The organism is Prescottella sp. GW823-FHT02E09 (assembly GCF_058797375.1).
Genome location: NZ_JBXAJP010000011.1, coordinates 141,712 through 168,606 on the forward strand (window position 1 = coordinate 141,712; position 26,895 = coordinate 168,606).

Annotated in this window: 22 protein-coding genes; 21 read left to right on the forward strand and 1 reads right to left on the reverse strand. The window is 66.5% G+C overall.

Going from position 1 to position 26,895, the window contains the following annotated elements:
• The first annotated feature begins 1 nt into the window (after position 1).
• From AC1RIF_RS23665 to AC1RIF_RS23725, 13 genes are all read left to right on the forward strand, one after another.
• Positions 2 to 1,573 carry a long-chain-fatty-acid--CoA ligase gene (locus AC1RIF_RS23665; RefSeq protein WP_492603823.1) on the forward strand — a complete coding sequence of 524 codons (1,572 nt, stop codon included), beginning with the start codon at positions 2 to 4 and terminating at the stop codon, positions 1,571 to 1,573.
• Positions 1,570 to 3,000, forward strand: coding sequence for an OB-fold domain-containing protein (locus AC1RIF_RS23670; protein ID WP_492603824.1), 1,431 nt, complete (start codon positions 1,570 to 1,572; stop codon positions 2,998 to 3,000). Before AC1RIF_RS23665 ends, AC1RIF_RS23670 begins: the two co-directional genes overlap by 4 nt.
• Positions 2,997 to 4,190, forward strand: coding sequence for an acetyl-CoA acetyltransferase (locus AC1RIF_RS23675; RefSeq protein WP_492603825.1), 1,194 nt, complete (start codon positions 2,997 to 2,999; stop codon positions 4,188 to 4,190). Before AC1RIF_RS23670 ends, AC1RIF_RS23675 begins: the two co-directional genes overlap by 4 nt.
• Before the next feature lie 29 nt (positions 4,191 to 4,219).
• Positions 4,220 to 4,672: a MaoC family dehydratase gene (locus tag AC1RIF_RS23680; RefSeq protein ID WP_492603826.1), complete on the forward strand. Its 453-nt coding sequence runs from the start codon at positions 4,220 to 4,222 to the stop codon at positions 4,670 to 4,672.
• A gap of 135 nt (positions 4,673 to 4,807) precedes the next feature.
• Positions 4,808 to 6,505 carry an AMP-binding protein gene (locus AC1RIF_RS23685; protein WP_492603827.1) on the forward strand — a complete coding sequence of 566 codons (1,698 nt, stop codon included), beginning with the start codon at positions 4,808 to 4,810 and terminating at the stop codon, positions 6,503 to 6,505.
• 56 nt (positions 6,506 to 6,561) lie between these two features.
• Entirely contained in the window at positions 6,562 to 7,800 is a 1,239-nt protein-coding gene (locus tag AC1RIF_RS23690) for an acyl-CoA dehydrogenase family protein (protein WP_492603828.1), read from the forward strand.
• Positions 7,797 to 8,954, forward strand: coding sequence for an acyl-CoA dehydrogenase family protein (locus AC1RIF_RS23695; RefSeq protein WP_492603829.1), 1,158 nt, complete (start codon positions 7,797 to 7,799; stop codon positions 8,952 to 8,954). Before AC1RIF_RS23690 ends, AC1RIF_RS23695 begins: the two co-directional genes overlap by 4 nt.
• On the forward strand, positions 8,951 to 10,147 hold the full coding sequence (locus tag AC1RIF_RS23700; RefSeq protein WP_492603830.1) for a CaiB/BaiF CoA transferase family protein: 1,197 nt from the start codon (positions 8,951 to 8,953) through the stop codon (positions 10,145 to 10,147). Before AC1RIF_RS23695 ends, AC1RIF_RS23700 begins: the two co-directional genes overlap by 4 nt.
• A complete protein-coding gene (locus AC1RIF_RS23705) occupies positions 10,144 to 11,418 on the forward strand; it encodes a CaiB/BaiF CoA transferase family protein (RefSeq protein ID WP_492603831.1) in 1,275 nt (424 codons plus the stop codon). The genes AC1RIF_RS23700 and AC1RIF_RS23705 overlap by 4 nt, the downstream gene beginning before the upstream one ends.
• Positions 11,399 to 11,938, forward strand: a complete 540-nt coding sequence (locus AC1RIF_RS23710; RefSeq protein WP_492603832.1) for an FAS1-like dehydratase domain-containing protein — start codon at positions 11,399 to 11,401, stop codon at positions 11,936 to 11,938. The genes AC1RIF_RS23705 and AC1RIF_RS23710 overlap by 20 nt, the downstream gene beginning before the upstream one ends.
• Before the next feature lie 14 nt (positions 11,939 to 11,952).
• Positions 11,953 to 12,402: a MaoC/PaaZ C-terminal domain-containing protein gene (locus tag AC1RIF_RS23715; RefSeq protein WP_492603833.1), complete on the forward strand. Its 450-nt coding sequence runs from the start codon at positions 11,953 to 11,955 to the stop codon at positions 12,400 to 12,402.
• A 1-nt stretch (position 12,403) separates the two neighbouring features.
• Positions 12,404 to 13,600 carry a thiolase family protein gene (locus tag AC1RIF_RS23720; RefSeq protein ID WP_492603860.1) on the forward strand — a complete coding sequence of 399 codons (1,197 nt, stop codon included), beginning with the start codon at positions 12,404 to 12,406 and terminating at the stop codon, positions 13,598 to 13,600.
• Positions 13,601 to 13,615: 15 nt separating this feature from the next.
• Positions 13,616 to 14,017, forward strand: a complete 402-nt coding sequence (locus tag AC1RIF_RS23725; protein WP_492603834.1) for a Zn-ribbon domain-containing OB-fold protein — start codon at positions 13,616 to 13,618, stop codon at positions 14,015 to 14,017.
• A gap of 76 nt (positions 14,018 to 14,093) precedes the next feature.
• Here AC1RIF_RS23725 and AC1RIF_RS23730 read toward each other — a convergent pair whose 3' ends face one another.
• Complete coding sequence (locus AC1RIF_RS23730) at positions 14,094 to 15,350, reverse strand: alkyl sulfatase dimerization domain-containing protein (protein WP_492603835.1); 1,257 nt, start codon at positions 15,348 to 15,350, stop codon at positions 14,094 to 14,096.
• A 1,084-nt stretch (positions 15,351 to 16,434) separates the two neighbouring features.
• On the opposite strand from AC1RIF_RS23730, the gene AC1RIF_RS23735 reads away from it, so the two are divergent.
• The 8 genes from AC1RIF_RS23735 (at position 16,435) to AC1RIF_RS23770 (ending at position 26,893) form a co-directional block, all read left to right on the forward strand.
• Positions 16,435 to 17,382, forward strand: a complete 948-nt coding sequence (locus AC1RIF_RS23735; RefSeq protein ID WP_492603836.1) for an alpha/beta hydrolase — start codon at positions 16,435 to 16,437, stop codon at positions 17,380 to 17,382.
• Between the two features lie 33 nt (positions 17,383 to 17,415).
• The gene (locus tag AC1RIF_RS23740) at positions 17,416 to 19,056 is read left to right on the forward strand and encodes a flavin-containing monooxygenase (protein WP_492603837.1); all 1,641 of its coding nucleotides are present in this window, start codon (positions 17,416 to 17,418) and stop codon (positions 19,054 to 19,056) included.
• 74 nt (positions 19,057 to 19,130) lie between these two features.
• Positions 19,131 to 20,171 carry an NAD(P)-dependent alcohol dehydrogenase gene (locus tag AC1RIF_RS23745; RefSeq protein ID WP_492603838.1) on the forward strand — a complete coding sequence of 347 codons (1,041 nt, stop codon included), beginning with the start codon at positions 19,131 to 19,133 and terminating at the stop codon, positions 20,169 to 20,171.
• A gap of 31 nt (positions 20,172 to 20,202) precedes the next feature.
• Entirely contained in the window at positions 20,203 to 21,429 is a 1,227-nt protein-coding gene (locus AC1RIF_RS23750; RefSeq protein ID WP_492603839.1) for a DUF1214 domain-containing protein, read from the forward strand.
• 73 nt (positions 21,430 to 21,502) lie between these two features.
• Positions 21,503 to 22,261: an SDR family NAD(P)-dependent oxidoreductase gene (locus AC1RIF_RS23755; RefSeq protein WP_492603840.1), complete on the forward strand. Its 759-nt coding sequence runs from the start codon at positions 21,503 to 21,505 to the stop codon at positions 22,259 to 22,261.
• 190 nt (positions 22,262 to 22,451) lie between these two features.
• Positions 22,452 to 23,795, forward strand: a complete 1,344-nt coding sequence (locus AC1RIF_RS23760) for an MFS transporter (RefSeq protein ID WP_492603841.1) — start codon at positions 22,452 to 22,454, stop codon at positions 23,793 to 23,795.
• A gap of 175 nt (positions 23,796 to 23,970) precedes the next feature.
• Positions 23,971 to 25,734, forward strand: a complete 1,764-nt coding sequence (locus AC1RIF_RS23765) for an alkyl/aryl-sulfatase (protein ID WP_492603842.1) — start codon at positions 23,971 to 23,973, stop codon at positions 25,732 to 25,734.
• Between the two features lie 31 nt (positions 25,735 to 25,765).
• The gene (locus tag AC1RIF_RS23770; protein ID WP_492603843.1) at positions 25,766 to 26,893 is read left to right on the forward strand and encodes an NDMA-dependent alcohol dehydrogenase; all 1,128 of its coding nucleotides are present in this window, start codon (positions 25,766 to 25,768) and stop codon (positions 26,891 to 26,893) included.
• Positions 26,894 to 26,895 lie beyond the last annotated feature (2 nt).

Sequence of the window (26,895 nt, forward strand, 5' to 3'; positions counted from 1 at the left end):
CATGGCGATCACGAGAGGGCTTCACCGGTCGCTGCAGCAGAACCCGGATACCGTCGCGTTGATCGACGGCGACCGTTCCTGGACCTTCGCAGATCTGGCCGATCGGGTGGCGCGACTGGCCGGTGGGCTGCTCGCTCGCGGAGCGTGCGCGGGCGACCGGGTCGCGGTCCTGGCCGCGAATTGTGCCGAGTACGTGGAACTCACACTCGCCTGCCCGTGGATGGGTGCCGTGCTGACCCCGGTCAACAACCGGTGGAGCACGGAGGAGATGGCGTACCAGATCGACGACTCGGGAGCGTCCGTGCTCGTCGTCGACGCACCGCGGCTGCCGGCGGCGCTCGAACTCCGCGCTCGGTGCGCCACGCTGGAGACGGTCGTCGTGATCGGTCCGGAGTCGACCGACCACGGGGCGGATGTCGAGTACGAGGAACTGCTGTGGAACGGCAGACCCGTTCCCGACATTCGGATGGATCCGGCCGACGTCGTCGCCCTGATCTACACCGGCGGCACGACGGGCCGGCCGAAGGGCGTCATGATCGGCAGCCGTCAGTTGCTCTCGGCCGCTATCGGCACCGCCGCGTCCACGGGATACGCCAACCTGCCCGAGCGCTATCTTCACGTGCCCCCGATGTTCCACATCGCCGGGTACTCCGGTGTGACCAACAGCGTGATGTTCGGGTCGACGCACATCGTGATGGGTGACTTCGACGTCGAACGCCTCACGGACGTGCTCGAGTCGGAACGGGTGACGGCGGCATCGTTGGTTCCCACCATGATCCAGCGTCTCCTCGACCATGTGGAGGCGACCGGCAAGGACATCTCCAGCCTGCGCTCCATCAACTACGGCGGCGCACCGATGCCCCCGTCCGTGCTGGAGCGCCTGCTCGTCAACCTCCCCGGCCTGAAGGTGCGGGGGTCGCTCGGCATGACGGAGTCCGGGCCGGCCATCACCGTCCTGCGCGAGGAGGACCACCGCGATCCCGAGCACCCGGGGCGCCTGCGTTCAGTGGGTCGACCGGGCCCGCAGAACGAGGTCCGGATCTTCGACACCGACGATCGGGACATGCCGGTCGGTGAGGTCGGTGAAGTAGTGGTGCGCGGTGACAACGTCATGCTCGGCTACTGGAACCAGCCCGAGTTGACCGCACACACACTGCGCGGCGGATGGCTCCACACGGGAGACGCCGGCTACCTGGACCAGCACGGCTACCTGTACCTCGTGGACCGGCTCAAGGACATGATCGTCTCCGGCGCCGAGAACGTCTACAGCGCCGAGGTGGAGCGGGTGATCTACCTCCACGATGCGGTGGCCGGTTGCGCTGTCATCGGTCTGCCCGACGAAGACTGGGGCGAGCGGGTACATGCCGTGGTCGTACTCGAGCCGGGAGCCAGCCTGACGGCCGAAGAACTGCGTGAGTTCGTGTGCACCCACATCGCCCGATACAAGGCGCCGCGGACTGTCGATTTCGTTGACACCCTGCCGATCTCGTCGGTCGGCAAGATTCTCAAGCGTGCCCTCCGGGATTCCTACACGACTCGGGTGGTGGCGCACAGCACCGAGGAGCATTCATGACCACAACTCGCGGCATCCTGGCGTACGGCGCCTACCTGCCGTACTGGCGCCTGCAGCGATCGGAAATCGCTGCAGCGCTCGGTGGCTCGCGTGGACGCGGCACCCGTAGCGTCGCGTCGTACGACGAGGACACCACCTCGATGGCGGTCGAGGCGGGCCGGATCGCCCTGTACGGCCTGCCGAATCGGATCGAGTCGGTGTTCTTCGCGACCGCCGCTCCCGCGTACCAGGACAAGACGAACGCCACGGCAATCGCGGCCGCGCTGTCCCTCGGGCACGACCTGCTGGCCGCCGACATGGTCGGCGCCGTCCGTTCCGGCACAGGGGCAGTACACGCGGGCCTTCGCGGCGACGGAGCTTCACTGGCGCTGCTGTCGGACATCCGGACCGGTCTCCCGGGCTCCGACGAGGAGCGTGACGGCGGCGACGCAGCGGCCGCGCTGGTCCTCGGGCCGGATACGGTCGGTCCACTGATCGCCGAACATGTAGGCGGTGCATCAATTTCCGACGAGTTCCTCGACCGATGGCGTGCTCCCGGTGACGGGCGATCGCAGGTGTGGGAGGAGCGTTTCGGCGAGACGACCTATGTCCCGCTCGCGAAGCAGGCGTTCACCCGGGCGCTCGAAGAGGCGAGCCTGTCGGTGGAGTCGCTCGACCATGTCGTTGTCGCGGGCCTCAACGCCCGCGCCGTCCGGACGTTCATCCGGGCGGCCAAGATTCGTTCCGAGCAGGTGATCTCACTCGACGGGGAGATCGGCAACAGCGGCACCGCACAGTCCGGCGTCGGCCTTGCGGCCGCGTTGGATGTCGCCGAACCCGGCGCTGTCATCGCCGTAGTGGTTCTGGCGGACGGAGCTGACGTGCTGCTGTTCCGCGCCACCGACCGGCTGCCCGCGGCCCGGTCCGCGCGTCCTCTGAGTGTCCAGCAGGAGCGTTCGCGCGCCGACCTCCCGTACGCTCGATTCCTCACCTGGCGTGGGTATCTGACGCAGGAGCCGCCGCGCCGACCGCTGCCCGACCGACCTGCCGGCCCGCCGTCGTACCGCGGCGAGGCCTGGAAGTTCGGGTTCACCGGATCACGCTGCGAGTGCGGCCGACGGCATCTGCCGCCGCAGCGGGTCTGCTTCGACTGCGGACTCCAGGATCGGATGTCCGACGAGGTGCTCAGCGGCGCAACGGCGACCGTCGCCACGTACACCGTCGACCGGCTGGGATATTCGATGTCGCCGCCGATCATCGCCGCGATCGTCGACTTCGACGGTGGCGGTCGATTCGCCTCGGAACTGACCGACGTGGATCCGTCGGAGGTGCGGGTGGGTACCCGTGTCGAGATGACCTTCCGTCGTCTCTACACGGTCGACGGGGTTCACAACTACTTCTGGAAGGGCCGACCCGCCCTCTCCGTCGGACAGGAGAGCGACGTATGAGCTCGCACGGAATCAAGGACAAGGTCGCGATCGTCGGGATGGCCTGCACCCCGTTCGGGGAGCACTGGGACAAGTCCACGGCGGATCTGCTGGTCGATGCCACGAGCGAGGCCTTCGACTCGGCCGGTATCGAGAAGTCGGCGGTCGACGCCTACTGGCTGGGGACCATGGGGTCCGGTGTCTCCGGCATGACACTGGCCACCGCCCTGCGGACCGACTATCGGCCGGTGACTCGCGTCGAGAACTTCTGCGCAACCGGATCCGAGGCATTCCGGAATGCTTGCTACGCAGTGGCTTCGGGAGCTTATGACGTGGCGGCGGCGGTCGGTGTCGAGAAGCTCAAGGACTCCGGATACTCGGGCCTGGTCCGAAACGCGCCCGCGCACGACGGCACGGCCAGCATGATGGGCGCACCGGCCCGGTTCAGTCTCCTGGCGCCCGCGTACTGCGAGAAGTACGGGGTCACCGAGACGGAACTCGGCGAGGTGATGAACCGTATCGCATGGAAGAATCACTACAACGGTGCGCGGAACCCGCGCGCGGCCTTCCAGCGGGAGGTCTCGCTCGAAACCATCGCGGCGTCGCCCAAGATCGCGGGTCAGCTGGGCATCTACGACTGCTCGGGAGTGAGCGACGGCGCTGCCGCGGCGATCATCGTGCGCGCCGAGGATGCCTACAAGTACACGGACAAGCCGTTGTTCGTGAAGGCGCTGTCCTTCGTCGCCGGGCCGGGCCGGGGTTCGCTGGACCCGGACTACGACTACACGACCTTCGAGGAGTGTGTGCGGTCCGCCCAGGACGCCTACCGGCAGGCCGAGGTGACCGACCCTCGCGCGGAACTGGCAATGGCAGAGGTGCACGACTGCTTCACGCCGACGGAGCTGGTGCTCATGGAGGACATGGGATTCTCCGCGCGCGGCCAGGGCTGGAAGGACGTACTCGAAGGTGCTTTCGATCTGACCGGCGATCTGCCCGTGAACCCGGACGGCGGGCTCAAGAGCTTCGGCCACCCGATCGGGGCGTCGGGTCTGCGGATGCTGTTCGAGTGCTGGCTGCAGCTGCGTGAGCAAGCTCCGGAGGCTCGTCAGATCGCCGTCGGGGGACGCGGCTACGGCATGACCCACAATCTCGGCGGTATGCCGGGTGAGTGTGTCTCCTTCGTCTCCATCGTCGGTCCCGAACTCGGCTGATCGCCGATCCTTTCGAAAGGAGCTGAGACATGCGGATATTCACGAGTGCAGACGATCTGACGTCGGAAGTCGGCCGGCAGGTCGGGATCGGCGACTGGCTGACCGTCGAGCAGGACCGGATCGACCTGTTCGCGGAGGCGACCGAGGACCATCAGTGGATCCACGTCGATCCCGAGCGGGCCGTGGCCGGCCCGTTCGGAACCACGATCGCACACGGATACCTCACTCTGTCCCTGTTGCCGGCGCTGATGCGATCGGCCGTGCGCGTGGAGGGGATTCGGATGGGCGTCAACTACGGACTCGGAAAGGTGCGGTTCCCGGCGCCGGTCCCGGTCGGGTCCCGGGTCCGCGCGGTCGTCTCGGTCGGGGACGTGGCCTCCGTGGCGGACGGCGTCCAGGTGTGCTGGTCGGTGGTCGTCGAACGGGACGGATCGGATCGGCCCGTGTGTGTGGCCGAATCCGTGGCCCGCTACTACTTCTGACGAGAGGTCGATGCGACACATTTCTGGGTGTCACGCATTGACGATGGCAACCACCGTACGTACGGTCAGTATGGTTCCGGAGCGGCGAGATGCCGGCAGTGCGGACGACAGAGAGCAATCCGGAGGTTCGGGACGATGGGCGAGAGGAACGTGATGGACGACGTGACCGGGCAGCGCGGCACAGGCGAAGCGCATCTGGTGGGCCGTGAGTCCACTCTCGAGGTGAGGCTCGATCTGCGCCTGGACCAACTGCTCGAGCAGGCGACCGCCGCATCGCCGGATCGCGAGGCGCTGGTCTTCCTCGGGGAGGACGGTCCCGCCCGGAGGTGGACCTATGCGCAACTGTCCGCGCAGGTCGATCGGGTGGCGCGTGCGTTGCTCGCGGACGGCATCGGGCGTGGCAGCGTCGTATCCATCTTCGCCCCGAACCGTCCGGAGTTCGTCGCGCTCCAACTGGCGTGTTCACGCATCGGAGCCGCGCTCGTACCGGTCAATCCGGCCTACACGCCGAACGAGGTCGGTGACATTCTCCGTCGATCGCATGCGGAGGTGTGCTTCTGCATGAACCGTGACCGCGGCAACGATCTGTGGGCCGTCCTGAACGCGGCCGCCGAGGAGTTGCCCGAGCTGCGTCGTCGTGTCCCGCTGAACCCGGAAACCGGCCACGACGTGGACTGGGCCGGGTGGACAGCCGGCGCCGATCGGATCGACGAGGAAACCTACGCACGCGCCCGCGCACAGGTGCGGCCGGACGACGTCGTCCAGATCCAGTTCACTTCCGGTACGACCGGTCGCCCCAAGGGTGTTCGGCTGCGTAGCAGCGCTTTCGCGAACATCGGACGGTACACCGCCGACGGCGCTGGGTTGGAGGGCGGCTGCCGATACCTGCACGCCATGCCGTTCTTCCACGTCGGCGGCACCATCGCCGTCGCGGTCAGCTTGGCCAAGGTGGGAACGCACCTGGCCCTCCCGCGCTTCAGCCCGTCGTCGATGGCCGCGGCGATCGCCGACGAGCGGGCCACCGTGATCCACGCGGTACCGACGATGATGATCGCGGTCGCCGAGCGGGCGGAGGCAGACGGTCTCGACTTCGGCGCCCTGCGCGCGGTCATCACCGGCGGCGCCGTCGTGCCCGAACTCACCGCGCGACACTGGGTGGATGCCTACGGCGTGGTGATCTCCAACATCTACGGCATGACGGAGACGACGGGCACCGTCCTGCAGACCACTCCGCGCGATCCTCTGGTCCGCGCGTTGGTCACGGTCGGTCGGCCGTTGCCGGGCGCCGAGGTAGAGGTGGTCGAGCCCGGTACGTCTCGCCGAGTCTCGGTGGGAGAGCAGGGGGAGATCCGGTTCCGAGGCTGGGGCGTCATGGCGGGCTACGAGGGCGACCCCGTCGCGACCGGACAGACGATCGACGAGAACGGCTGGCTGGTGAGTGGCGACCTGGGAGTCGTCACCCCCGACGGATACCTGGAGGTCACCGGTCGAGTCAAGGACCTGATCATCCGCGGCGGCCAGAACATCGCTCCGGCCGGCGTCGAGGACGCCATCCGCGAACACGTCCCTGGAGTGTCGGACGTCAGTGTGATCGGTGTGCCCCACGACTATTACGGGGAAGAGGTCGTCGCCTACGTCCAGCTCGTGCCGGGCGTGGAGATGGGGGCCGACGACCTGCGTACACGACTGCGCGGGCAGATCGCGGACTACCGGATACCGGCCCACGTACGGTTCGTCGACGCCTTCCCGACAACGGCGTCCGGGAAGATCCAGAAGTTCCGCCTGCGTGAGCTCTTCACCGCCGATGTGGAACCGCGCAGTGCCCGAATCTGACATGCGTCTCTCGACCACGGTCGAGATCTTCTAGCTGGGAACGAGGTAAGAGAACAATGGACTTCCAACTGAGCGAACCCCAGTTGCGTTGGCAGGAAGAGGTGCGAGAGTTCCTCGCGGAGAATATCTCCGAGGACCTGCGCGAGGAGCTGTGGCGGACAGGCGGCCCCGATTCTCCCGAGGGGCCCGGCGTCCACATGCGGGCGTTCTGGAACCGGCTGAGCGAGAAGGGCTGGTTCGGGGTCACGTGGCCCACCGAGTACGGGGGGTTGGGGCGCGGCGCGATCGATCAGCAGATCCTGCTCACCGAACTGGACTTCGCGGGCATCCCCGGACCGGACCTCACGGTGTCCTCGGTAGCGCCGATGATCATGAAGCACGGCACGCCGCAGAACAAGGCCGAGTTCCTCCCGGGGATCGCTCGGGGTGAGATCACGACCGCAGTGGGGTATTCCGAGCCGAATGCCGGCACCGACCTGGCGAGTCTGCGCACCCGTGCGGTCCTCGACGGTGATGAATGGGTCATCAACGGATCGAAGATCTGGAACAGTCATGCTCACCACGCCACACACGAGTGGCTCTGTGTGCGTACGGATCCCGATGCGCCGAAGCATCGTGGTATCTCAGTCATCATGGTCCCGATCGACACCCCGGGTATCGAGATCCGGCCGATCCTGACCTGGCGCGGATCCCAGACGAACGAGGCCTTCTTCACCGACGTGCGCGTCCCGCGCACCAACCTCATCGGTGAGGTGAACAAGGGCTGGCAGTACATCACCGGCGCACTGGACCTCGAACGCGGCTACATCACCTACGACGGAGAGCTCCGGCGGGAGGTCGACCGGCTGATCAGCTACTGCACCACGCCGGACGCGAACGGCCGCCGCCCGGCGGACAAGGCTTCCGTGCGTCGAAAGCTTGCCGAGTTGGATGCCGGCGTGGAGGTGGCACGGCTCTTCGCGCTCGAGTCCGCATCGAAGATGGAAGACGGTGCGATTCCCACGATCACGGTGACAGCCGCGAAGATCTACACGAGCGAGTTCCGGCAGAAGATCGCCGACTACGGGATGCAGATCCTCGGTGCCGCAGGACAACTCGATCGTCACGACCCAGATGCGCCGATGCGAGGCGCGATGGAGTGGCTGTACCGCTCGTCGGCGCGCTTCCGATTCGCCGGTGGAACCAACGAGGTGCTCCGCGACGTGATCGCGCAGCGGGGACACGGGCTCACCGCCTACGGTCGCCGGGCCGCCGGATCCGCTGTCGCGCAGGCTCAGAAGGGAAAGAGCGCATGAAGATCGCAATGACCGAGATCCAGTCCGAGTTGCAGCAGTCCGCGCGCCTGCTGTTCGAGAAGGAGTGCCCGCCGAGTCTGGTGCGGCGTCTGCAGGTCGAGGACTCGGCTATGGATCCCGACAGTCTCTGGACGGCACTTGCCGACACCGGATTCCTGGGGCTCCCGTTCGACGAGGACCTCGGCGGTCAGGGTGCGGGTCTCTTCGAGCTGGGCCTGCTGTTCCAGGAGGCCGGTCGCGTCCTGTGCCCGACCGTCGTGCAGAGCACACTGGCCTTCGGGGTGGCTCTCGCGGGTCTCGGGAACGATGCTCAGCGACGACGGTGGATTCCCGGCGTGGCGTCCGGAGCAGTGCGGGCGAGCATCGCCCTGTCCAACCCCTCCGATGCCGGCGACGTGCGGCCGTCGATAGTTGCCAGTCGGAGCACCGTCGGCTGGTCGCTGAGCGGTACCGTCGACTACGTTCCCAATGCGGATGTCGTCGACGCGGTGTTGGTCTCCGCACGGACCCACCCCGACGACGGGCCCGAGCGGTATCTCGTCTTCGTCGTGGCGCCGGGTGAGGACGGCTGGAGCGACCAGCGGCATCTGACCTTCAGTCGCGACATCCAGTGCCGAGTGCAGTTCGACCACGTCGACCTCACCGACGAGGATCTCGTGGCCGATCTGGGCGACCCGGTCTCGGCGGACGGGATCCTGGGTTCCGTCGTCGATGCGTTGACGGCTGTGCAGTGCATGGAGATGGTCGGTGGGGCGTTGTCCGTGCTCGACCAGACCGTCGACTATGTCACCGTGCGCGAGCAGTTCGATCGGCCGTTGGCCACCTTCCAGGCGGTGCAGCACCACGTCGCGAACGTGCGGATCGCGATCGACGCGGCTCGGTTGGCTGCCCACCAGGCGGTGTGGATGGTGGCCGAGGGCCGTCCGGCGGAGCGCGAGGTGACGATCGCGAAGTACCACGCCAACGAGGCGTACAAGCTCGCAACGCTCACGGCACACCAGTTGTTCGGTGGGATGGGCTACATGCGCGAGACCGATCTGCACCTGTGGTCCGAACGCGCCAAGTCCCTCGAGCTGCTCGGCGGCGCGGCCGACCTACAGCTCGAGCGACTCGAGCGAGTGCTCGGTCTGGTCTCGGACGAGGCGGAATCATGACGGGGTCGAGGGTGTTCGGCGGGCTCCGGGTGCTCGACCTGACCCGTTGGGTGTCCGGCGAGTTCTGCACCAAGATCTTCGCGGACTTCGGTGCGGACGTCGTCAAGGTCGAGAAGCCGGGGGAGGGGTCGCTGACCCGTCACGTCGGCCCCTTCCCGGGCGATGTCCCCGATCGCGAAGCCAGCGCGCTCTTCCTGCATCTGAACACCAACAAGCGTTCGGTCGAACTCGACTTCACCACCGTCGAGGGCCGCGCGAGCCTGTTGGCCCTTGCGGCGCAGTCCGATCTGATCGTGGAGTCGTTCCGTCCCGGCACCCTCGAGCGGCACGGCATCGGTCCCGAGGACCTGCGCGCCGCCAACCCGCGCGCGGTGATCGTCCGGATCTCGGCTTTCGGTCAGACCGGGCCGTATCGCGATCGTGAGGCCACCGGCCTGGTGTTGCAGGCTGCCGGAGGCCCGCTGCACGCGACCGGTGCGGCCGACCGTGCGCCCCACCGCAAGCCGGGGAACCTGGAGCACTACACGATCGGCCGCATGGCGGCGGAGGCGTCGATGGCCGGGCTGCTGGCCGCACGGCGCACCGGTTCGGGGTCGGTGATCGATCTCGCGGGTATGGAGGTTCTGCTCACCGGCGCCGATCGACGGGCGTCGTATCTGCTCACCTACGCGTACTCGGGGATGAACGCTCCTCGCGGAGTCCGCAGCCCGCACCGCGGTGCCGCAACCTTCACCGGATCGTTCGCCTGCAAGGACGGCCACGTGATGCTGTACGTGGCGAACCAGGCCTTCTGGGATCGGCTGGTGGACATGACCGCGGACGGTGACGAGACCTTCCGCGGCCGATTCCGCGGCCGGTTCAGTTTCACGGACGAGGAGATGTCGGACTTCCGTGCGCATGTCGAGGGATGGTTCGCGGCACGCTCCAAGTTCGAGATCATGGAACTCGGTCAGTCGGAGCGGATTCCGCTGACAGCCTTTCTCGACGTCGGCGAGGTCCTGCGCAGCGAGCACTTCCGCGCGCGCGACTACTTCGTATCCGCGTCGCACCCCGTGGCCGGGACGCTCGAGTACGCCGGCGCCCCGTGGCGGATGGATTCCGGGTGGGCTCTGGAGAAGGCGGCGCCCTTGCTGGGCGAGCACAGCGGCGCAGTACTGCGGGAACTGGCACAAGTGGCAAGGAGCACGACATGACGAACACGCCTCTCGGCGGTATTCGTATCGTCGACATGACTGTGGTGTGGTCCGGTCCCGGCGCGACGACGCTACTCGGAGACCTGGGCGCCGAGGTGATTCGCGTCGAGGACCCGCGTCGCAGCAGCCGTGGTGTGTCGGTGCACTCCGGCAGCATGCGGGTGGCCGGACGGGAGTACGCGGCCGACAGCTATCCCGAGAAGGATCCCGGTGACCGGCCCTACGACCGGAGCCCTATCTTCAACTGGCACGCGCGCAACAAGCTGAGTGTGACGATGTCATTGGGCGAGGAGGAGGGGTACGCGGCCTTCCTCCGCCTCATCGAGGTGAGTGACGTCTTCATCGAGAACAACACCAAGGGTGTGCTGGCGAAGCTCGGAATCGACTACGACACGCTACGTGCGGTCAATCCACGTCTGATCGTAGTCCGGATGCCGGCACTCGGCCTGGACGGGCCGATGAGCGACTATCGCGGCTACGGTCCGAACTTCAATGCACTGGTGGGGATCCAGGCGATGGACGGGTACCTCGACGGTGATCCGACCATCGCGGGCGAGAACTACCACATGGACGAGGCATCTCCGGCCGGCGCGGCATTCGCTGTGATGGCCGCGCTGTGGCAGCGCGAGAGCACCGGCCACGGCCAGCTGGTGGAGTTCGCTCAGGCGGAGAACGTGATGCAGGAGGTCGGCGAGTACCTCCTGGACTATCAGATGAACGAGCGGGTCCCCGCGCCCATGGGGAACCGCGATCGGCTGGTTCTCCAGGAGGTGTTCCCCACGGCGAAGGACGATGTCTGGGTGGCGATCTCGATCCGCAACGATGCCGACTGGGCAGCACTCGAGTCTGTCGTGGGCGATGCCGACTGGTTGGCCGACGGTCGGACGGCGGAACGGCGCTCCCAGCACGCCGACGCGTTGCTGGGCGGGCTGGCGGAGTTCACCGCCGACCACGAGGCCGAAGACTTGGTGGCCAGGTTGCAGGCGGCCGGGATCCCCGCGGGTGAGGTGCTGACCGAGCAGCGACTACTGGCCGATCCCCATCTGCACGAACGGGACTGGTTCCAGACTCGTGATCATCCCGCTGTCGGCCCGTACCCCTATCCCGGACATCCCTGGAAGGCCGAGGGTTTCGACATCGTCTGGGGTCGACCGGTGCCTGGTTTCGGCGAAGACAACGAGTACGTCTACAAGAAGGTCCTCGGCTACAGCGCCGAGGACTACGACGCCCTCGTGGAGAGAGGACTGATCGGTGTCGACCAGCTTGTCTGACCAGCGGTGTTCCGCGCCGGCTCATTCCGCTCCCGACAACGACACACCCGGCGTGTACATGTACTCGAGTGTCGTCACCGCTGCGGTGCAGCAGAAGGACTTCCAGCGTTGGGCGGCGTCGGTGGGGGATCTCAACCCACTCTACTTCGACGCCGACTTCGCTCGACGTCACGGCCACTGCGACGTCCTCATGCCGCCGCAGTACCTGCCGATGGTGACCAATGAGATCACCCGCCTGGACGGGCTGCGCGCGGACGGCACCCGACGCGGACAGGTGGCGGCCGGCCCATTGCCCGAGGAACTGGTGCTGCCTCCGCGTCGGATGGGCGGCGGTGACGAGCGGTGGTACTACGGCTGCGTGCATCCGGGTGACGTCATCACCTCCACACGTGGCATTACCGGTATCGAGGAGAAGACCGGGCGCAGTGGTCCTTTCGTCCTGGTCAGCTGGGAGACGGTGGATCGGAACCAGCACGGCCGGATCGTCGGACGTTGTGTCAGCTCGATGATCGCCCGGTAGGAGGGAGCGGAACCATGACGGAACAGATCCACTTCGAGGACGTCGAGTTGGGTGACGCCCTGCCGGCTGTCCGGACCAGCGTCGACCGCAGCCAGATGTTCCTGTTCGGGGCGGCCACGAACAACGCACACCGTATCCACTACGACAAGGACTGGGCGACCGAGCAGGAGGGCTATCCCGACATCCTCGTGCACGGGCCGTTGCAGGCCGCGTTGATGACCCGCACCCTCACCGACTGGGCGGGTCCGGACGGACGTCTGCTCCGAATCGCACTGCAGAACCGGGCCATGGCGTTCCCGGACCAGGAACTCGTCTTCACCGGAACGGTGACCGATCTCCGCGTCGAGGAGGGGGCGGGGTTGGTCGAACTGGAGGTCCGTGAGGAGAACGGTGACGGGAAGGTGCTGATGCCCGGCACCGCGACCGTGATGTTGCCCCGCCGGAGCACGGGAAGTGAGCGCTGACATGGGACTTCGTGGTGAGGCCGCGATCATCGGCATGGCGGAACTCAAGCCGGAGCGACGAACGACCCGTCCTGCCCGGTTCACCGTCGAACAGTGGGCGGAGCTGTCGCTGGCGGCGCTCCGGGACGCCGGCATCTCGCCGGACCTGGTCGACGGCATCGTGACGACCGGAGTGGACGAGACGTTCAAGTTCGCGCCGGCGACGGTGTCCGAGTACCTCGGTATCCCGGTCAACTTCGGCGAGTTCGTCGATCTCGGTGGTGCATCCGCTGCTGCAGCCGTCTGGCGAGCAGCGGCTGCGGTGGAACTGGGGATCGCGGACGTCGTACTGGTGACGATTCCCGGCAGCGTCGGACCGAAGTCGGCGATCACGCCGCCTCTGGTGATGGAGCCGTTCGGAGCGTCGAGCGCGCTGTACGGTTCCCCGCAGGCCGAGTTCGAGATCCCCTACGGGAACTTTGCCCAGAACATCCCCTACGCGATGATCGCGCAACGATACGACGCGGAGTTCGGCAGTGACCCGACGGCGTTGGCGAAGATCGCCGTCGATCAGCGCACCAACGCGTGCGCCAACCCGCAGGCGGTCTTCCACGGCAAACCGCTGACCATCGAGGACGTGCTGGCCAGTCCTGTCATCGCGGACCCTCTGCGTCTGCTCGACATCGTCATGTCCTGCCAGGGCGGCGCGGCGGTGGTGGTGGCGAATCCGGCTGTCGCACGGACGGGACGGCACCGTCCGGTATGGCTGGACGGTTTCGGGGAGCGGGTGGCGTTCAAGTCCCCGGTCTATGCCGACAGCATGGTCGATACCGCGATCGCGGCGGCGTCGCGACGGGCCTTCGACATGGCCGGCGTCGGACCGAGCGAGATGGACATGGTCTCGCTGTACGACTGCTACACCATCACCGTGCTGATGACGCTCGAGGACGCGGGCTTCTGCGAGAAGGGTCGGGGTGCCGAGTTCGTGAACTCTCACGATCTGACGTTCCGTGGGGACTTCCCGACCAACACCCACGGCGGACAGCTGTCCTTCGGGCAACCGGGCCGGGCCGGCGGTATGTCGCACGTGTGCGACGCGGTCCGCCAGATTCAGGGGCGCTCGGGGCAGAACCAGGTTGCCGACTGCAACCGCGCCTTCGTCACCGGTAACGGCGGAATCATGAGCGAGCAGGTCGCGCTGGTTCTGCGCGGCGACTGACCAGGGAGGACCACCATGAACAAGCCGATTCCCGAACCGACACATCTGACGAAGCCGTTCTGGGATGGACTACGGGAGAGGAAGATCCGCATCCAGTACTCGCCTTCGGGTGACCAGTGGGTCTTCTACCCGCGGGTCGTGGCACCCCGGACCCTGGCGGACGACCTGGAATGGCGGGAGATCAGCGGAGAAGCGACGGTGTACAGCTTCACGGTCGCCCGAGTCCCGGTAGGCCCGGCATTCGACGGGCCGGAGCCGCGCATTCCCGCCGTCGTCGAGTTTCGTGAGGGCCCCCGGCTGGCGACCGAACTGGTCGGGGTGACGCCCGCCGAGGTACGGATCGGGATGGCAGTGTGCCCGGAGTTCGTCGACGTCGAGGGCACGGACATCACCCTCTTGCACTATCGGCCGGCCTGACGGCCGGAGGACCGTGGCCCCCTCGTCGATGACGAGGGGGCCACGGTCGCATTGCGCCCGGCGGCGCAGAGCTCGCTCAGACGAAGGGCCGGCCTCGCTCGGCGTAGCGTGCGGCTGCCCGGAAGGTGTTGATCGTCATCAGGCTGTGCTCGGCGGCCGCCCGGGCCTCGTAGATTGCTGCGGCGCGGGATTGGACCGAGGGGTCCGCGGGATCGGTCTCGACAGCCCAGTCGGCGAGATGGCAGGCGATCTTCAGGTCATCCTCTGCCACTGCTGCTTCGGCGCGTGAGAGCAGTGTGTCGACGCCGCCCGCCAGTTCACTGACCACCGAGGCCAACTCGTGACGCGAGGCAGGCTTCAGTTCACTGGGCCGCCCCGAGTACCACCCGCCGAAGAAGCGGATGACGTTGCGGACGATGAACTCGCCCTCGTCGTAGATGGTTCGTAGCCAGGGGGAGTCGGACGTCGGCACCGCAATGCGTTCGACGATGTCGATATGCGGCGGGGCGCCGTCGTTGAGCGCCTCGAGTGTCTGTTCCACGATCGTGTCCAGGAAGTCGGCGGTTTCCAGGAGGACCCGCTGAATGGTTGCGGGGTCGTCGACGATGGCGGAGCCGTGGCCGGGGCACAGCGTGCGCGGGTTCTTGGCGGCCATCTCGCGCAGCGCCGCCGCCCAGGCCCACGGATAGCGTTGTACCTTCTGCGGATTGCCGGCATTGGGGACGGCCCAGATGATGAGGTCGCCGGTGCACAGGACCTCGCGTTCGGGGTTCCATATCCAGGTGTGGTCGTCCGTCTCACCGAGAGCGTGATGCAGCTCGAAGGTGAGCTCACCCACCTCGATCGTGAGCTGATCCTCGTACAGGACGTTGGGCGGGATCGGTGGGAGGCCGAACTGGATACGGGGCTTGTCCACGTCGCCGACGGCTTGGCGTGCGTTGATGGCCTCGTTGTAGCCCCGAGTACGCAGGTAGCGCTCGGAGCGGAGGGGCAGGGCAGCGTGTCCGATCACCCGGGGCTCGGCCTGGCCTGGAAGCAGGAAGGCCGGCAGGCCGTACGCGTGGTCGAGGTGGCCGTGCGTGTAGATCGCGGTGTGTACGGCCGCCGGGGTCACCTGTCGCAGGGACGCCGCGAGGTCACTGCCGTGCCTGGAGGTCCCGCAGTCGACGAGGAGTAGGCCCGCATCGGTCTCGAACGCCGTGACACCCGAGACGAACGAGGTGTGCCAGGTCCGGTCGGCAACCTCGACCGGACCGCCGGTCCAGAAGAATCCGGCTTCCTCGGGCGATCGCTCGGCGTCGTCGTACATCTGGTCCATAGGGTTCCGGGTCATTGGGGTCTCCATCGATGTAGTGGTTACGAGGGGAGTGGGCGGTCACTTTCGCCGCCGTGCGTGGCGCGCGGTCAGTGCTCGTGCACGATGACCCCGCGGATGTTCTCGTCGGCGGGCATGTCTACGAACCCCTGATCGACGTCGTCCGGGGAGTGTCTTCGGGGCCACTGAGGAGTCGAGGTCGAGCATGCCGGCCTGTGCCACGCGTGCAGGCGCGGAACATCGGTGCGCGGGTCGCGTTGTCCGTGGTCGAGCGGGCCGACGATGCGCCTATTGTAGCTGGTCAGGGCCGAGTCCGGGAGTCTCGAGGTGTCCTCGTTGGCGAAACGTCGGCCGTGATCCGGCGCTGTTCCACGATGTCTGTCATCGCTGAACTCCTTCCGTGGTTCCCGACGCGCGCCGGTGTCGACATGCAGGTTCTGTCCGAACGGTGGTGGGTGCGTCCGCATCGTCGGGTCGGTCCGTGCTCGCTCTGGACGGGGCGGACGGAGATCGTGAACCGCACCGACGAGTACCGGAGGGCGTCGGGTGTGGTCGGGATGTGCGCGGGACTCTCGGTCCCGTAAGTCGGTCCAGGCTCGCGGGAACCATGTTGGACCTTGCCGATCCAGATGTAAAGGCCGGGCTGTGACCGCGCCGGTTGCCCGGATCGAAATCCTACGTGTGCAACGCGATTGGTGCTCATCGATGTGGAGCGGGACGCCTCGACGCCTTCGGAGGCGGGCTGCGATTTCAACGGTTGACTCGACAATGTGTTGTGTGAAAGTGTGGGCTGCATCACGGAAGGTGGTCGATCCGGTCGGGAGGCGTCATGAATCCTGAATGTCGCACGCACCGCGTCTCCGTGACCTGAACGACTGCAACATCTTTCGCAAGAAGCGGGCGTGCGGAACGCCGCCGTCCGCGTGGAAGTTCCCTGCTCTCCGCGGAGCTACCTCGGCACCCTCGCCGGGCCTCCGCGCCCCGCTCACACGGGGTATGCCTGGCTCCCCCGGGTCTCGCGCGACCTGGGGGAGGCAGGCTCCACTCTCCTGTGCAGGCCGGCACGGCTGTGCACCACTTCCGACTCCCGAGGTGTAGAAGAATGGCACTCGACGCAGCAACCGCAGCACTTGTCGGTCAGATGATCGAGCTCGGTGCGCCGCCCATCCACGAGCTCGAGCCCGATGCGGCCAGGGCGCAGCTCGCGCTCTCGCACAGTAGGTTCCAGCCGGGCCCCGCGGTCCTGACATCGACGGACGAACGCGTTCGGTCCGCGGACGGGACCGAGTTCGACGTCCGTGTGATCGTGCCGCACGGTGAGGTGGAGTCGGTGATCGTCTACCTGCACGGTGGGGGATGGGTGCTCGGCACCCTCGACATCTTCGATGCCACTGCGCGTTTCCTGGCGGTGCAGACGAAGTCCGTTGTGGTGTTGGTCGATTACCGGCTCGCACCCGAGGCGCCGCACCCTGCCGCCACCGAGGATTGCTGGGCGGCCCTGACCTGGGCACACGAGAGTGTCGACAGGCTTGCCGGACGCAGCGTGCCGCTGATCGTCGCCGGCGACAGTGCGGGCGGAAACCTCACGGCGGTGCTCGCTCAGCGTGCACACGCCGCAGGCGGCCCCGACATAGCACTCCAGGTGTTGATCTACCCGGTCACCGATGCAGACTTCGATCGGGCCAGCTACCTGGATCCGTCGAACCAGCTCTCGCTTCAGCGGAACACGATGAAATGGTTCTGGGACCACTATGCCCCCGACACGGACGCCCGTCGGCAGCCCGGTCTTGCGCCGCTGCGTGCCGATGATCTGTCAGGCCAGCCGCCGACGATTGCGCTCACGGCCGAGCACGACGTGCTCAGGGACGAGGGCGAGGCGTACGTAGCGGCTTTGCGGGCCGCGGGGGTGCCGGTGACACATCGCCGATTCGACGGCCAGATGCACGGCTTCTTCACCATGTACGGAGTACTTCCCGGAGCCATCGAGGCCACTTCCTGGATCAGCGAGCAGATCGTGAACTGGCGCACCGACGCCGTTCTGCAGCACTGATCCACCATCCGACAACTCATCAGTGAGGACATCATGAACAGCTCGAATCCGGGAACGAACCATGTCGACGTCGTCATCGTCGGCGGCGGCATCGCGGGCATGTACCAGACCTACCGGGTACGTGAACTCGGTCTGTCCGTGCGAGGAATCGAAGGAGGGGCCGACGTCGGCGGGACGTGGTTCTGGAACCGGTACCCAGGTGCCCGCTGCGACGTCCCGAGCATCTCGTACTCGTACTCCTTCTCCCCCGAGCTCGACCAGGAGTGGACCTGGTCCGAGAAGCTGGCGACTCAGCCCGAGATCCTCCGGTACCTCAACCACGTCGCCGACCGTTTCGACCTGCGCAAGCACTACACGTTCGAGACCTGGGTGACCTCGGCGCACTACGACGAGGAGGCTGAACTCTGGTCCGTGGAGACGGACGCCGGCGAGACGATCACCGCCACCTATGTCGTGATGGCGACCGGCTCGCTGACGAAGTTCAAGCGGCCCGAGGTTGCGGGTATCGACGACTTCGCCGGGGAGACCTGGCATACGGCGCGCTGGCCGCGTGAAGGTGTCGACTTCTCCGGCAAGCGGGTTGCCGTGATCGGTACCGGTTCGACCGGGATCCAGGCGATCCCTCTCATCGCGCGGCAGGCGCTAAAGCTCACCGTCTTCCAACGGACTGCCAACTTCGTCACGCCGGCGTGGAACCGTCCACTTCGGGAGGCCGAGGTTGCCGAGGCGAAGGCGAGCTACCCGGCTTGGCGCTCCGCCCAAAGGCGTTCGCGTGCGGGCTTCCTTCCGATCGAGGCGGCGGAGTCCGCCCACGAGGTGCTGCCCGGTCAGCGGCGGGAACGCTTCGAAGCGGCGTGGAACTCCGGTGTGCTCGGTGGTGTCCTGCAGTCCTTCAACGACTTGCGGACCGATACCGAGGCGAACGAGATCGCCGGGGAGTTCGTCCGGGAGAAGATCCGGGAGATCGTCACCGACCCGATCGTGGCGGAGGATCTCTGCCCGAGCGGCTACCCGTACGGCGGCAAGCGCCCGTGCCTCGGCGACGGCTACTACGAGACCTTCAACCGGGACAACGTGAACCTGGTGAACCTGCGCCGGACGCCGATCGTCGAGATGACGGAGACCGGTATCCGTACGACCGACGGCGACCACGAGTTCGACGCCATCGTCTTCGCCACCGGCTTCGACGCCGTCACCGGGGCCGTGTCCCAGATCGACGTCCGCGGTCGTGGCGGCCGAGAGTTGCGGGAGAAGTGGGCGGCGGGTCCGCGTGCTCTGCTCGGTCTCATGACGGAGGGGTTCCCGAACCTGTTCATGGTGGCCGGACCGACATCCCCCGGTGTGCTGACCAACATGTACGTGACCATCGAGCACGACGTGGAGTGGATCACGGACTGCATCCGTCACCTCGAGGACAATGCGATCGCGCAGATCGAGCCGACGACGGCGGCTGAGGACGAATGGCTCGACATGGTTGCGCGATTCGGTGAGAACTCGCTGTACGCCCGCGCCGACTCCTGGTACCTCGGCGCGAACGTGCCCGGCAAGCCTCGCGTGTTGATGATCTTCGCCGGCGGTCTCGAGCCGTACCGGGCCGAGGCCGTCAATGCCGCGGCTGACGGCTACCGCTCGTTCCGGAAGGTTGCACGGGACCGGGTCGGCACCGCCGTCTGACCCCGAGATCCACAACGAACCATCTTTATCACCAACAAGGTTCGGTCGCACACGGCCGGCAGAGGGAGGGGCACATGAGGGCTCTGCAGTATCGCCAGGTCGGTTCGAAGCCGGAAGTTGTGGAGGTCCCGGATCCCGAACCCGGTCCGGGACAGGTGCTACTCCGGGTGACCGCCGCCGGGATCTGCCACTCGGATCTGGGTCTGATGGCGATGCCGGCCGAGCGCCTGCCGTTCCCGTTGCCGCTCACCCTCGGACACGAGGGGGTGGGGACGGTGGCGGCGCTGGGTGCCGGCGTGACGGGCGTACGGATCGACGACGCCGTCGCCGTCTACGGACCCTGGGGGTGCGGACAGTGTCCGGCGTGTGCCGCCGGTCGGGAGAACTACTGCCCGAATGCCCGCCGGTGTGGCATCCACCCTCCGGGCCTGGGCTCGCCGGGGGCGATCGCCGAGTACATGCTGGTCGACGACGTGCGGCACCTGGTTCCCATCGGCACCCTCGACCCGGTTGCCGCCGTACCGCTGACCGATGCCGGGCTGACCCCGTATCACGCCGTCCAGCGGGCCCTGCCGAAGCTGGTGCCGGGTTCGACGGCGGTCGTGATCGGGACCGGTGGCCTCGGTCACCTGGCCGTCCAATTGCTGCGCGCCCTCACTGGTGCCCGGGTGATCGCCCTCGACGTCACCGAGGACAAGCTGGCTCTCGCCCGGGAGTTGGGCGCCCACGATGCGCTGCTCTCGGACGGGAAGTCCGCCGAGCGCGTCCGCGAGCTCACGGGCGGCCGCGGAGCCGATGCGGTGTTCGACTTCGTCGGTGTCGCCGCCACCTGTGAGGCGGCAGTCGGGATGGCCGCCGTGGAGTCCGAGATCCTCCTCGTCGGGATCGGTGGTGGCGGTGTCACTTCCGTCATGGGCCGGGTGCCGTACGGCATGTCGGTCACCACCCCGTACTGGGGTAGCCGTACGGAGCTGGCGGAGGTCCTCGCGCTCGCGCGAACCGGGGCTCTGACCGTCCACACCGAGACGTTCGGTCTGGACGAGGCGCCACTGGCCTACGAACGACTGCATGCCGGCGAGATCACCGGCCGCGCTGTGGTTCTGCCGAACAACTGAGGATCGTACCCAGGGAAGAGAGGAAAACCGGATGGATCCGTCGGACCGCGACATCTGTGAGGCCTACACGTACGTGCTGGGGCGGTTGCTGGTACTGCGTCAGCAGCAACTCGACTTCGGCAAGGAAGGTTTCGAGTGGAACCGGCTGGTCCACCGCAGCCGCGGGGGCGTGGCCTGGGTCAACCCGTGTCTGGACATCGTCTACTCGGAGGCGTGGATCGCCGTCGACGAGGAAAGCTCTGTGCTGCTGGAGATCCCGAGGATCGAGGGACGGTACTACACCTGGCACATGCTCGACGGCTGGGGCGAGACCGTCCTCAACATCAACGAGCGCACCTATCCTGATCACCCGAGCGGCCGGTTCGCGCTCTGCCTCGCGGGCACCGAGCCTCCGCTGCCGCCCGACGCCCTCCGTGTGGACCTGCCGACCGGAGTGACCCGCGTCCTGGCCCGGATCGAGATCGGGGAGGACGGCGACGAGGCGGTGCGATTGCAGCATCGGTTCCGGCTGACGCCGTTCGGCCGGTCCGCCGCCCCGACCCTCGTCGAGGTGCCGCACTTCACGAACAAGGAGCTGCCCGGTGCGGAGGTGTTCGACTACGCGGCGGAGATCCTGGCCGCCGATGACGACCGCAACCCGGGTATGGAGGAGGTCCGGGCCCTGCTTGCCGATGTCGCGGAACTTGTCGCGTCGGGCCCGGCCGGTCGGGATCGTGTCGAGGACGTCGTGGCGAACCGGGCACGCCCGGGGCTGCTACCGCGGCTGAACAAGACCGGCCGGGTCGAGAACGGGTGGACCCGCCACGATGCCATCGGCAACTACGGCAGCAACTATCGCAGGCGTACCGCAGTGAACCTGACCGGGATCTGGGCCAACAACCAAGGCGAGTACCTCGGGATCTCTGCCGTCGGCATCGACGGCAGCCTCGCCTACACGCACACCTACCCGGCGGACCAGCTACCGGGTGCGAGCGTCGACTACTTCTGGTCCATCACCGTCGTCGATGCGCAGGAGCATCTGCTGGTCCCGAATGCGATCGACCGTCATGTGCTGAGCAACAGGTCGCCGGTCGTGCACAACGAAGATGGTTCGCTCACTCTAGTTTTCGCACCGGATCCACCGGAGGGGCATCCGCAGGAGAACTGGTTGCCGACCCCTCGTGGGGCGAGATACAACCTCACCTACCGCCTCTACGGGCCCAGGACGGGAATGCTGGACGCGCAGTACTGCCCGCCCCCGCTCGTTCCCTTGGTCTGACCGACAGGCCCCTCAGCCCCTGCCAGCCGTGCGGCCGCGGGGTACCGAACTTCGACGAGTAAGGAACGAAGATATGTCAGCTGTCGTCTACGGCGAGGAGTTCGCCGGCCGTGTCGCGTTGGTCACCGGTGGTGCATCGGGAATCGGGCTCGCCATTGCGCGGCGGCTCTCCGCCGGGGGTGCGTCCGTCGTCATCGCCGATATCAATGACGACGGCGCCCACGGGGTGGCGTCGGAGCTGCGGGCGTCAGGTGCCCAGGCGGCCGGTGTCAGACTCGATGTCGCCGACCCCGAATCCGTCCAGGACGCCGTCACGTTCGCTGTCGAGACGTTCGGTGCGCTGCACCTGGCGGTCAACAATGCGGGGATCTCCGGCACTGTCGCCCCCGTCGACGAGATGAGCATCGAGACCTGGCGGACCGTAGTCGAGACCAACCTCGGGGGCGTCTTCTACTCGCTGCGCGGTGAGTTGCCGGCGATCGCTGCCTCGGGTGGGGGTGCGGTCGTCAACATCGCCTCGATGCTCGGGAGCGTAGGCATCGCCTCCTCGCCTGCGTACGTCGCGGCCAAGCATGGCGTCGTCGGTCTCACCAAGGCGGCCGCGCTCGACTACGCCGAGAAGAACGTGCGCATCAACGCGATCGGCCCGGGTTTCATCGAAACTCCGATGATCAGGGAATCTGTACGTGCGCAGTACTCCGCATTGCATCCGGTCGGAAGGCTCGGTACTGCAGAAGAAGTGGCCGAGATGACGGCGTTCCTCCTCTCCGATCGAGCTTCCTTCGTGCACGGCAGCTACCACCTCGTCGACGGCGGCTACACGGCACGATGATCCGGCCGAGCGCCGGACGGCTCGTGATCGCGAGTCTCCGGCGCGGGCTGTTCGTGAAAGCTCTTGGTCAATAGTGTATTTCGAGACCTGCGGGACGATACGGCATCGAAAGTATTCGAGCAGGTGAGGATTTCAGGTATCCAGTGCCCGACAACGGTGGGATCGTCGCGGCCCGAGTCAAGGAGATTCGATGAGCGTTACCGTGTCAAACGAGTCGAGTGTTGTTGCTACAGGGCGATATTCGCCGGGTCGGGCCTGGACGGTTGTCGCGCTTCTCTCCGCGTTTCTGATCATCAATTTCGCCGACAAAGTGATCGTCGGGCTCGCGGGCGCGGACCTGATGCGGGACCTCGGGATCGACGAGCGGCAGTTCGGTATCGTTCAGAGCAGTTTCTTCTGGTGCTTCGCGGTGGGCGCCATCGTCGGCGGATTCCTGATCGGCCGGGTGAAGGCGAAGTATCTGCTGTCGAGTGTCGCCGTGTTGTGGGCCCTGAGCCTGATGCCGATGATCTGGAGTGAGAGCTACGCTGTCCTGATCGCGTCCAGGATGTTCCTCGGCTTCGTCGAAGGCCCGGCGATGGCGATGGCCATGGCGGTTGTGCACACGTGGTTCGCGGCGGAACGTCGCACGATCCCCGCCTCCGTGGTCACCGCCGGCGCGGGGATCGGTCCGGTGATCGCGGCGCCGCTGCTCACCTTCGTCATCGTGAACCAGTCGTGGCATGCGGCGTTCGCGGCAATGGCGGTGGTCGGCTTGCTGTGGGTGCCGTTGTGGCTGTTCTGGGGTAGCGAAGGCGACGAGGGCGCTCCGGCGGCGAATGCAGTGGGTGGCACCGCGAAGATTCCGTGGGGCGCCCTCCTGCGGAACCGGACGATCCTGGGCGTCATGCTGTTCATGTTCAGCGCCTACTGCGCTGCCTCCATCAAGGTCAGCTGGCTCCCGCTCTACTTCCGTTCGGGACTGGGGTACGACAAGGAGTCGATCGGTACGCTGGTCGCCTTGCCCTACGCGGTCGCTGCTGTTCTGGTGGTCGCCGCGGGGATAGCGTCCCGGCTGATGACCAAGCGCGGAGTACCCAACCGGCTGTCTCGCGGTGTGCTGCCGGCGACCATGCTGGCGTGCGCGGGTCTGAGCACGATCGGGTTCGCTCTGCTCGACCGCGGTATCGCGAACCTCCTCCTGATCGTGGTGGGCGCCTCGTTCGCGACGGCCGGCGCCGGTGTCGTCATGTCGGCGGTATCCGACGTCGTACCACCGCGACAGCGGGGTGCGGTCCTCGGCTTCGTCGTGGCCGTCTACAGCCTGGCTGGTGCCATTGCACCTGTCGTCCTCGGCTCCATCGTCAGTGACGCCGCCACGACCGAGGCCGGCTACCGCCAGGGTTTCGTCGTCCTGGGGATCGTCATGATCGTCGGTGCGGTTGCCAGCGCACTGTTGATCAACCCGGATCGGGATTCGTCGTCGGCCGGCCGGTCAGGTCGGCAGTCGACGCCATCTCCGGTCGACGATTCCAATCAGGTTGTCAACCAATAGATTCCGAGTATCAATGTAGACAGGAAGGCGGTTGGACTCTGTGGATTCCACCAAGCCGAAGCCGGCGTCGCTCAGGACCGCTGCGGCGCACCGCGCTGTGTGCGAGCAGATCGACCTCGATGATCGCCGAGACTTCGATGACGCCGATCGCGGATTCGTGGCCACTCTCGATCCTATGGTGATCACTGGTTCGGACGGGCGTACGGTCTGGGACCTCGAACGTTTCGGGTTCCTCGATGCGGATGCTCCTGACACCGTGCACCCGGCGCTGTGGCGCCAGAGTCGGCTCACCCGTCGGCACGGTCTCTTCAAGGTTGTCGACCGCATCCACCAGATTCGCGGCTTCGATCTGGCCAACATGACGGTGGTCGAGTCCGACACCGGATATCTCGTCATCGATCCACTGATGACCGTTGAGTCTGCCGCCGCCGGAATGAGTCTGGTACGCCGCCATATCGGTGACAGGCCGGTGCGCGCGGTGATCTACACCCACAGCCACGGCGATCACTTCGGTGGTGTGAAGGGCGTCGTCACCGAGGAACAGGTGCAGTCGGGGCAGGTTCGAGTCATTGCTCCGGTCGGTTTCCTCGAGCACGCCATCAGTGAGAACGTGTACGCGGGCACCGCGATGAACCGCCGGAGCACCTATATGTACGGGGCAGCGCTGCCGGCGGCCCCGCGGGGGCAGGTCGGGGTGGGTCTCGGTCCTGCGGTGCCGAACGGTACCGTCACGCTGATCGAGCCGACCGAGTTGATTTCGGAGACCGGCACCGAGCTGGTGATCGATGGCGTTCGCGTCGTCTTCCAGTACACCCCGGAGGCAGAGGCGCCGGCGGAGATGAACTTCCACTTCCCGGACATGCGGGCATTGTGCATGGCCGAGAATGCCTCTCACACCATGCACAACCTGTACACGTTGCGGGGGGCGGAGATTCGAGATGCTCGGACCTGGAGTCGCTATCTCGGGGAGGCATTGGAGCAGTTCGGTGGAGAGACCGACGTGATGTTCATCAGTCATCATTGGCCGGTCTGGGGACAGGGGAACGTCCGTGAGTTCCTCGAACGTCAGCGTGACCTGTACCGGTACATCCACGACGAGACGCTGCGCATGGCCTCGCACGGCTGCACCGCTGTCGAGATCGCCGAGCGTATCGAACTGCCGCAGGCCCTGTCGTCGTTCTGGGCCAACCGCGGGTACTACGGCACTCTCAGCCACAACGTCAAGGCGGTCTACCAGAAGTACCTCGGTTGGTTCGACGGGAATCCGGCCCACTTGAACCCGCACGAGCCCGAGCAGGCGGCGCGTCGGTACGTAGAGTTCATGGGCGGTGCGGACCAGATCTTGGCAAGGGCCCGAGACTCGTTCCAGGCCGGCGACTACCGATGGGTTGCCCAGGTGGTCGATCACGTGGTGTTCGCCGAGCCGGAGAATCGGGCTGCGAGAGAGTTGCAGGCCGATGCACTCGAACAGCTCGGCTACCAGTCGGAATCCGGGCCGTGGCGGAACTTCTACCTCACCGGTGCAAAGGAATTGCGTGACGGCATCTTCCGGCGGCGCCCGAGTACGGTCACGTCCGATGTCGCTGCCGCCATGACCGTCGACATGCTGTTGGACTATCTGGCGATCCGGCTCAACGGCCCCGCGGCCGCGGAACTCGATCTGCACTTCGTCGTGAATGTGCGTGAGAGCGGAGCACGTCGTGCGGTGCGGGTCCGGCACGGGGTGCTCAGCTCCAGCGTCGAGGTGTCGACGGAGGCTGTGCCCGAGATCTCGCTCGACCGCATTGTGTTGGCACGACTGGCATTGGGAAGCCTCGATGCTCGATCGGCGATCGAATCAGGTGCGGTGGACGCCGATGTTGGAGGTGTAGCGGCGTTGTCCGAGCTGCTCGACAACTGCGATCAGTTCGACACCGGATTCGCCGTAGTCACCCCTTGATTCATAGATTCCCAACGATTGGAGTGTTCAGATGAAGGTGAAGGCTGCCGTTCTCCGTGGCGTCGACGAGGACTGGACCATCGAGGAGATCGAACTCGGTGATCCGGTTGCGGGTGAGGTTCAGGTGAAGTTGGCCGCCTCGGGGCTGTGCCACTCGGACCACCATCTCCGTACCGGCGGAACGCCGGTGGCCCTGTGGCCTCTCCTGGGTGGGCACGAGGGCGCGGGCGTGGTGACCAAGGTCGGTCCGGGCGTCAGCGATGTCGAGGTGGGCGATCACGTGGTGCTCGCGTTCATCCCGGCCTGCGGCACCTGTCCTCCGTGCTCGCAGGGTCTGCAGAACCTGTGCGACAAGGGTGCAGGGCTGCTGGCGGGCAAAGCCATTGCCGACGGCACGCATCGTGTCACTCTCGACGGCGAGCCTGTCGTCCCGATGTGCCTGCTCGGCACGTTCGCGCCCTACGTGACGGTCAGCCAGGCGTCGGTGATCAAGATCGAGAAGGATATTCCGTTGGACAAGGCCGCACTGCTGGGGTGTGGGGTCTCCACCGGCTGGGGATCGGCCACGTCGATCGGCGACACCCGCCCCGGCGACACCGTCGTGGTCGTCGGCGTCGGCGGTATCGGCATCAACTCGGTTCAGGGGGCGGCACACGCCGGGGCTCGATTCGTGATCGCGATCGATCCAGTCGAATTCAAACGCGAGAAGGCAGTGGAGTTCGGCGCCACACACGTCTTCGCCTCGCTCGAGGAGGCGCTCGAGCCGATCCGCGATCTGACCTGGGGTCGTCTGGCCAATGTGACGATCGTGACGGCGGGACACGTCGACGGTGACATGATCCGACCGGCTCTCTCCGTCACCGGCAAGGGTGGTCAGGTGGTGGTCGTCGGCCTCGGTAACGCCATGGACAACGACGTCTCGATGAACCTGTACGAACTGACGCTGCAGCAGAAACGTGTGCAGGGCGCCATCTTCGGTGGGGTCGGTCCGCGGGAGCAGATCCCCCGACTGCTCAACCTCTACCGCAGCGGCGCGTTGAAGCTGGATGAACTCGTCACCAGCACTTACCGATTGGAAGAAATCAACCAGGCGTACACCGACATGCTCGAAGGCAGGAACCTGCGCGGCGTCATCACCTTCGGCGACGCCGACCACTGAAC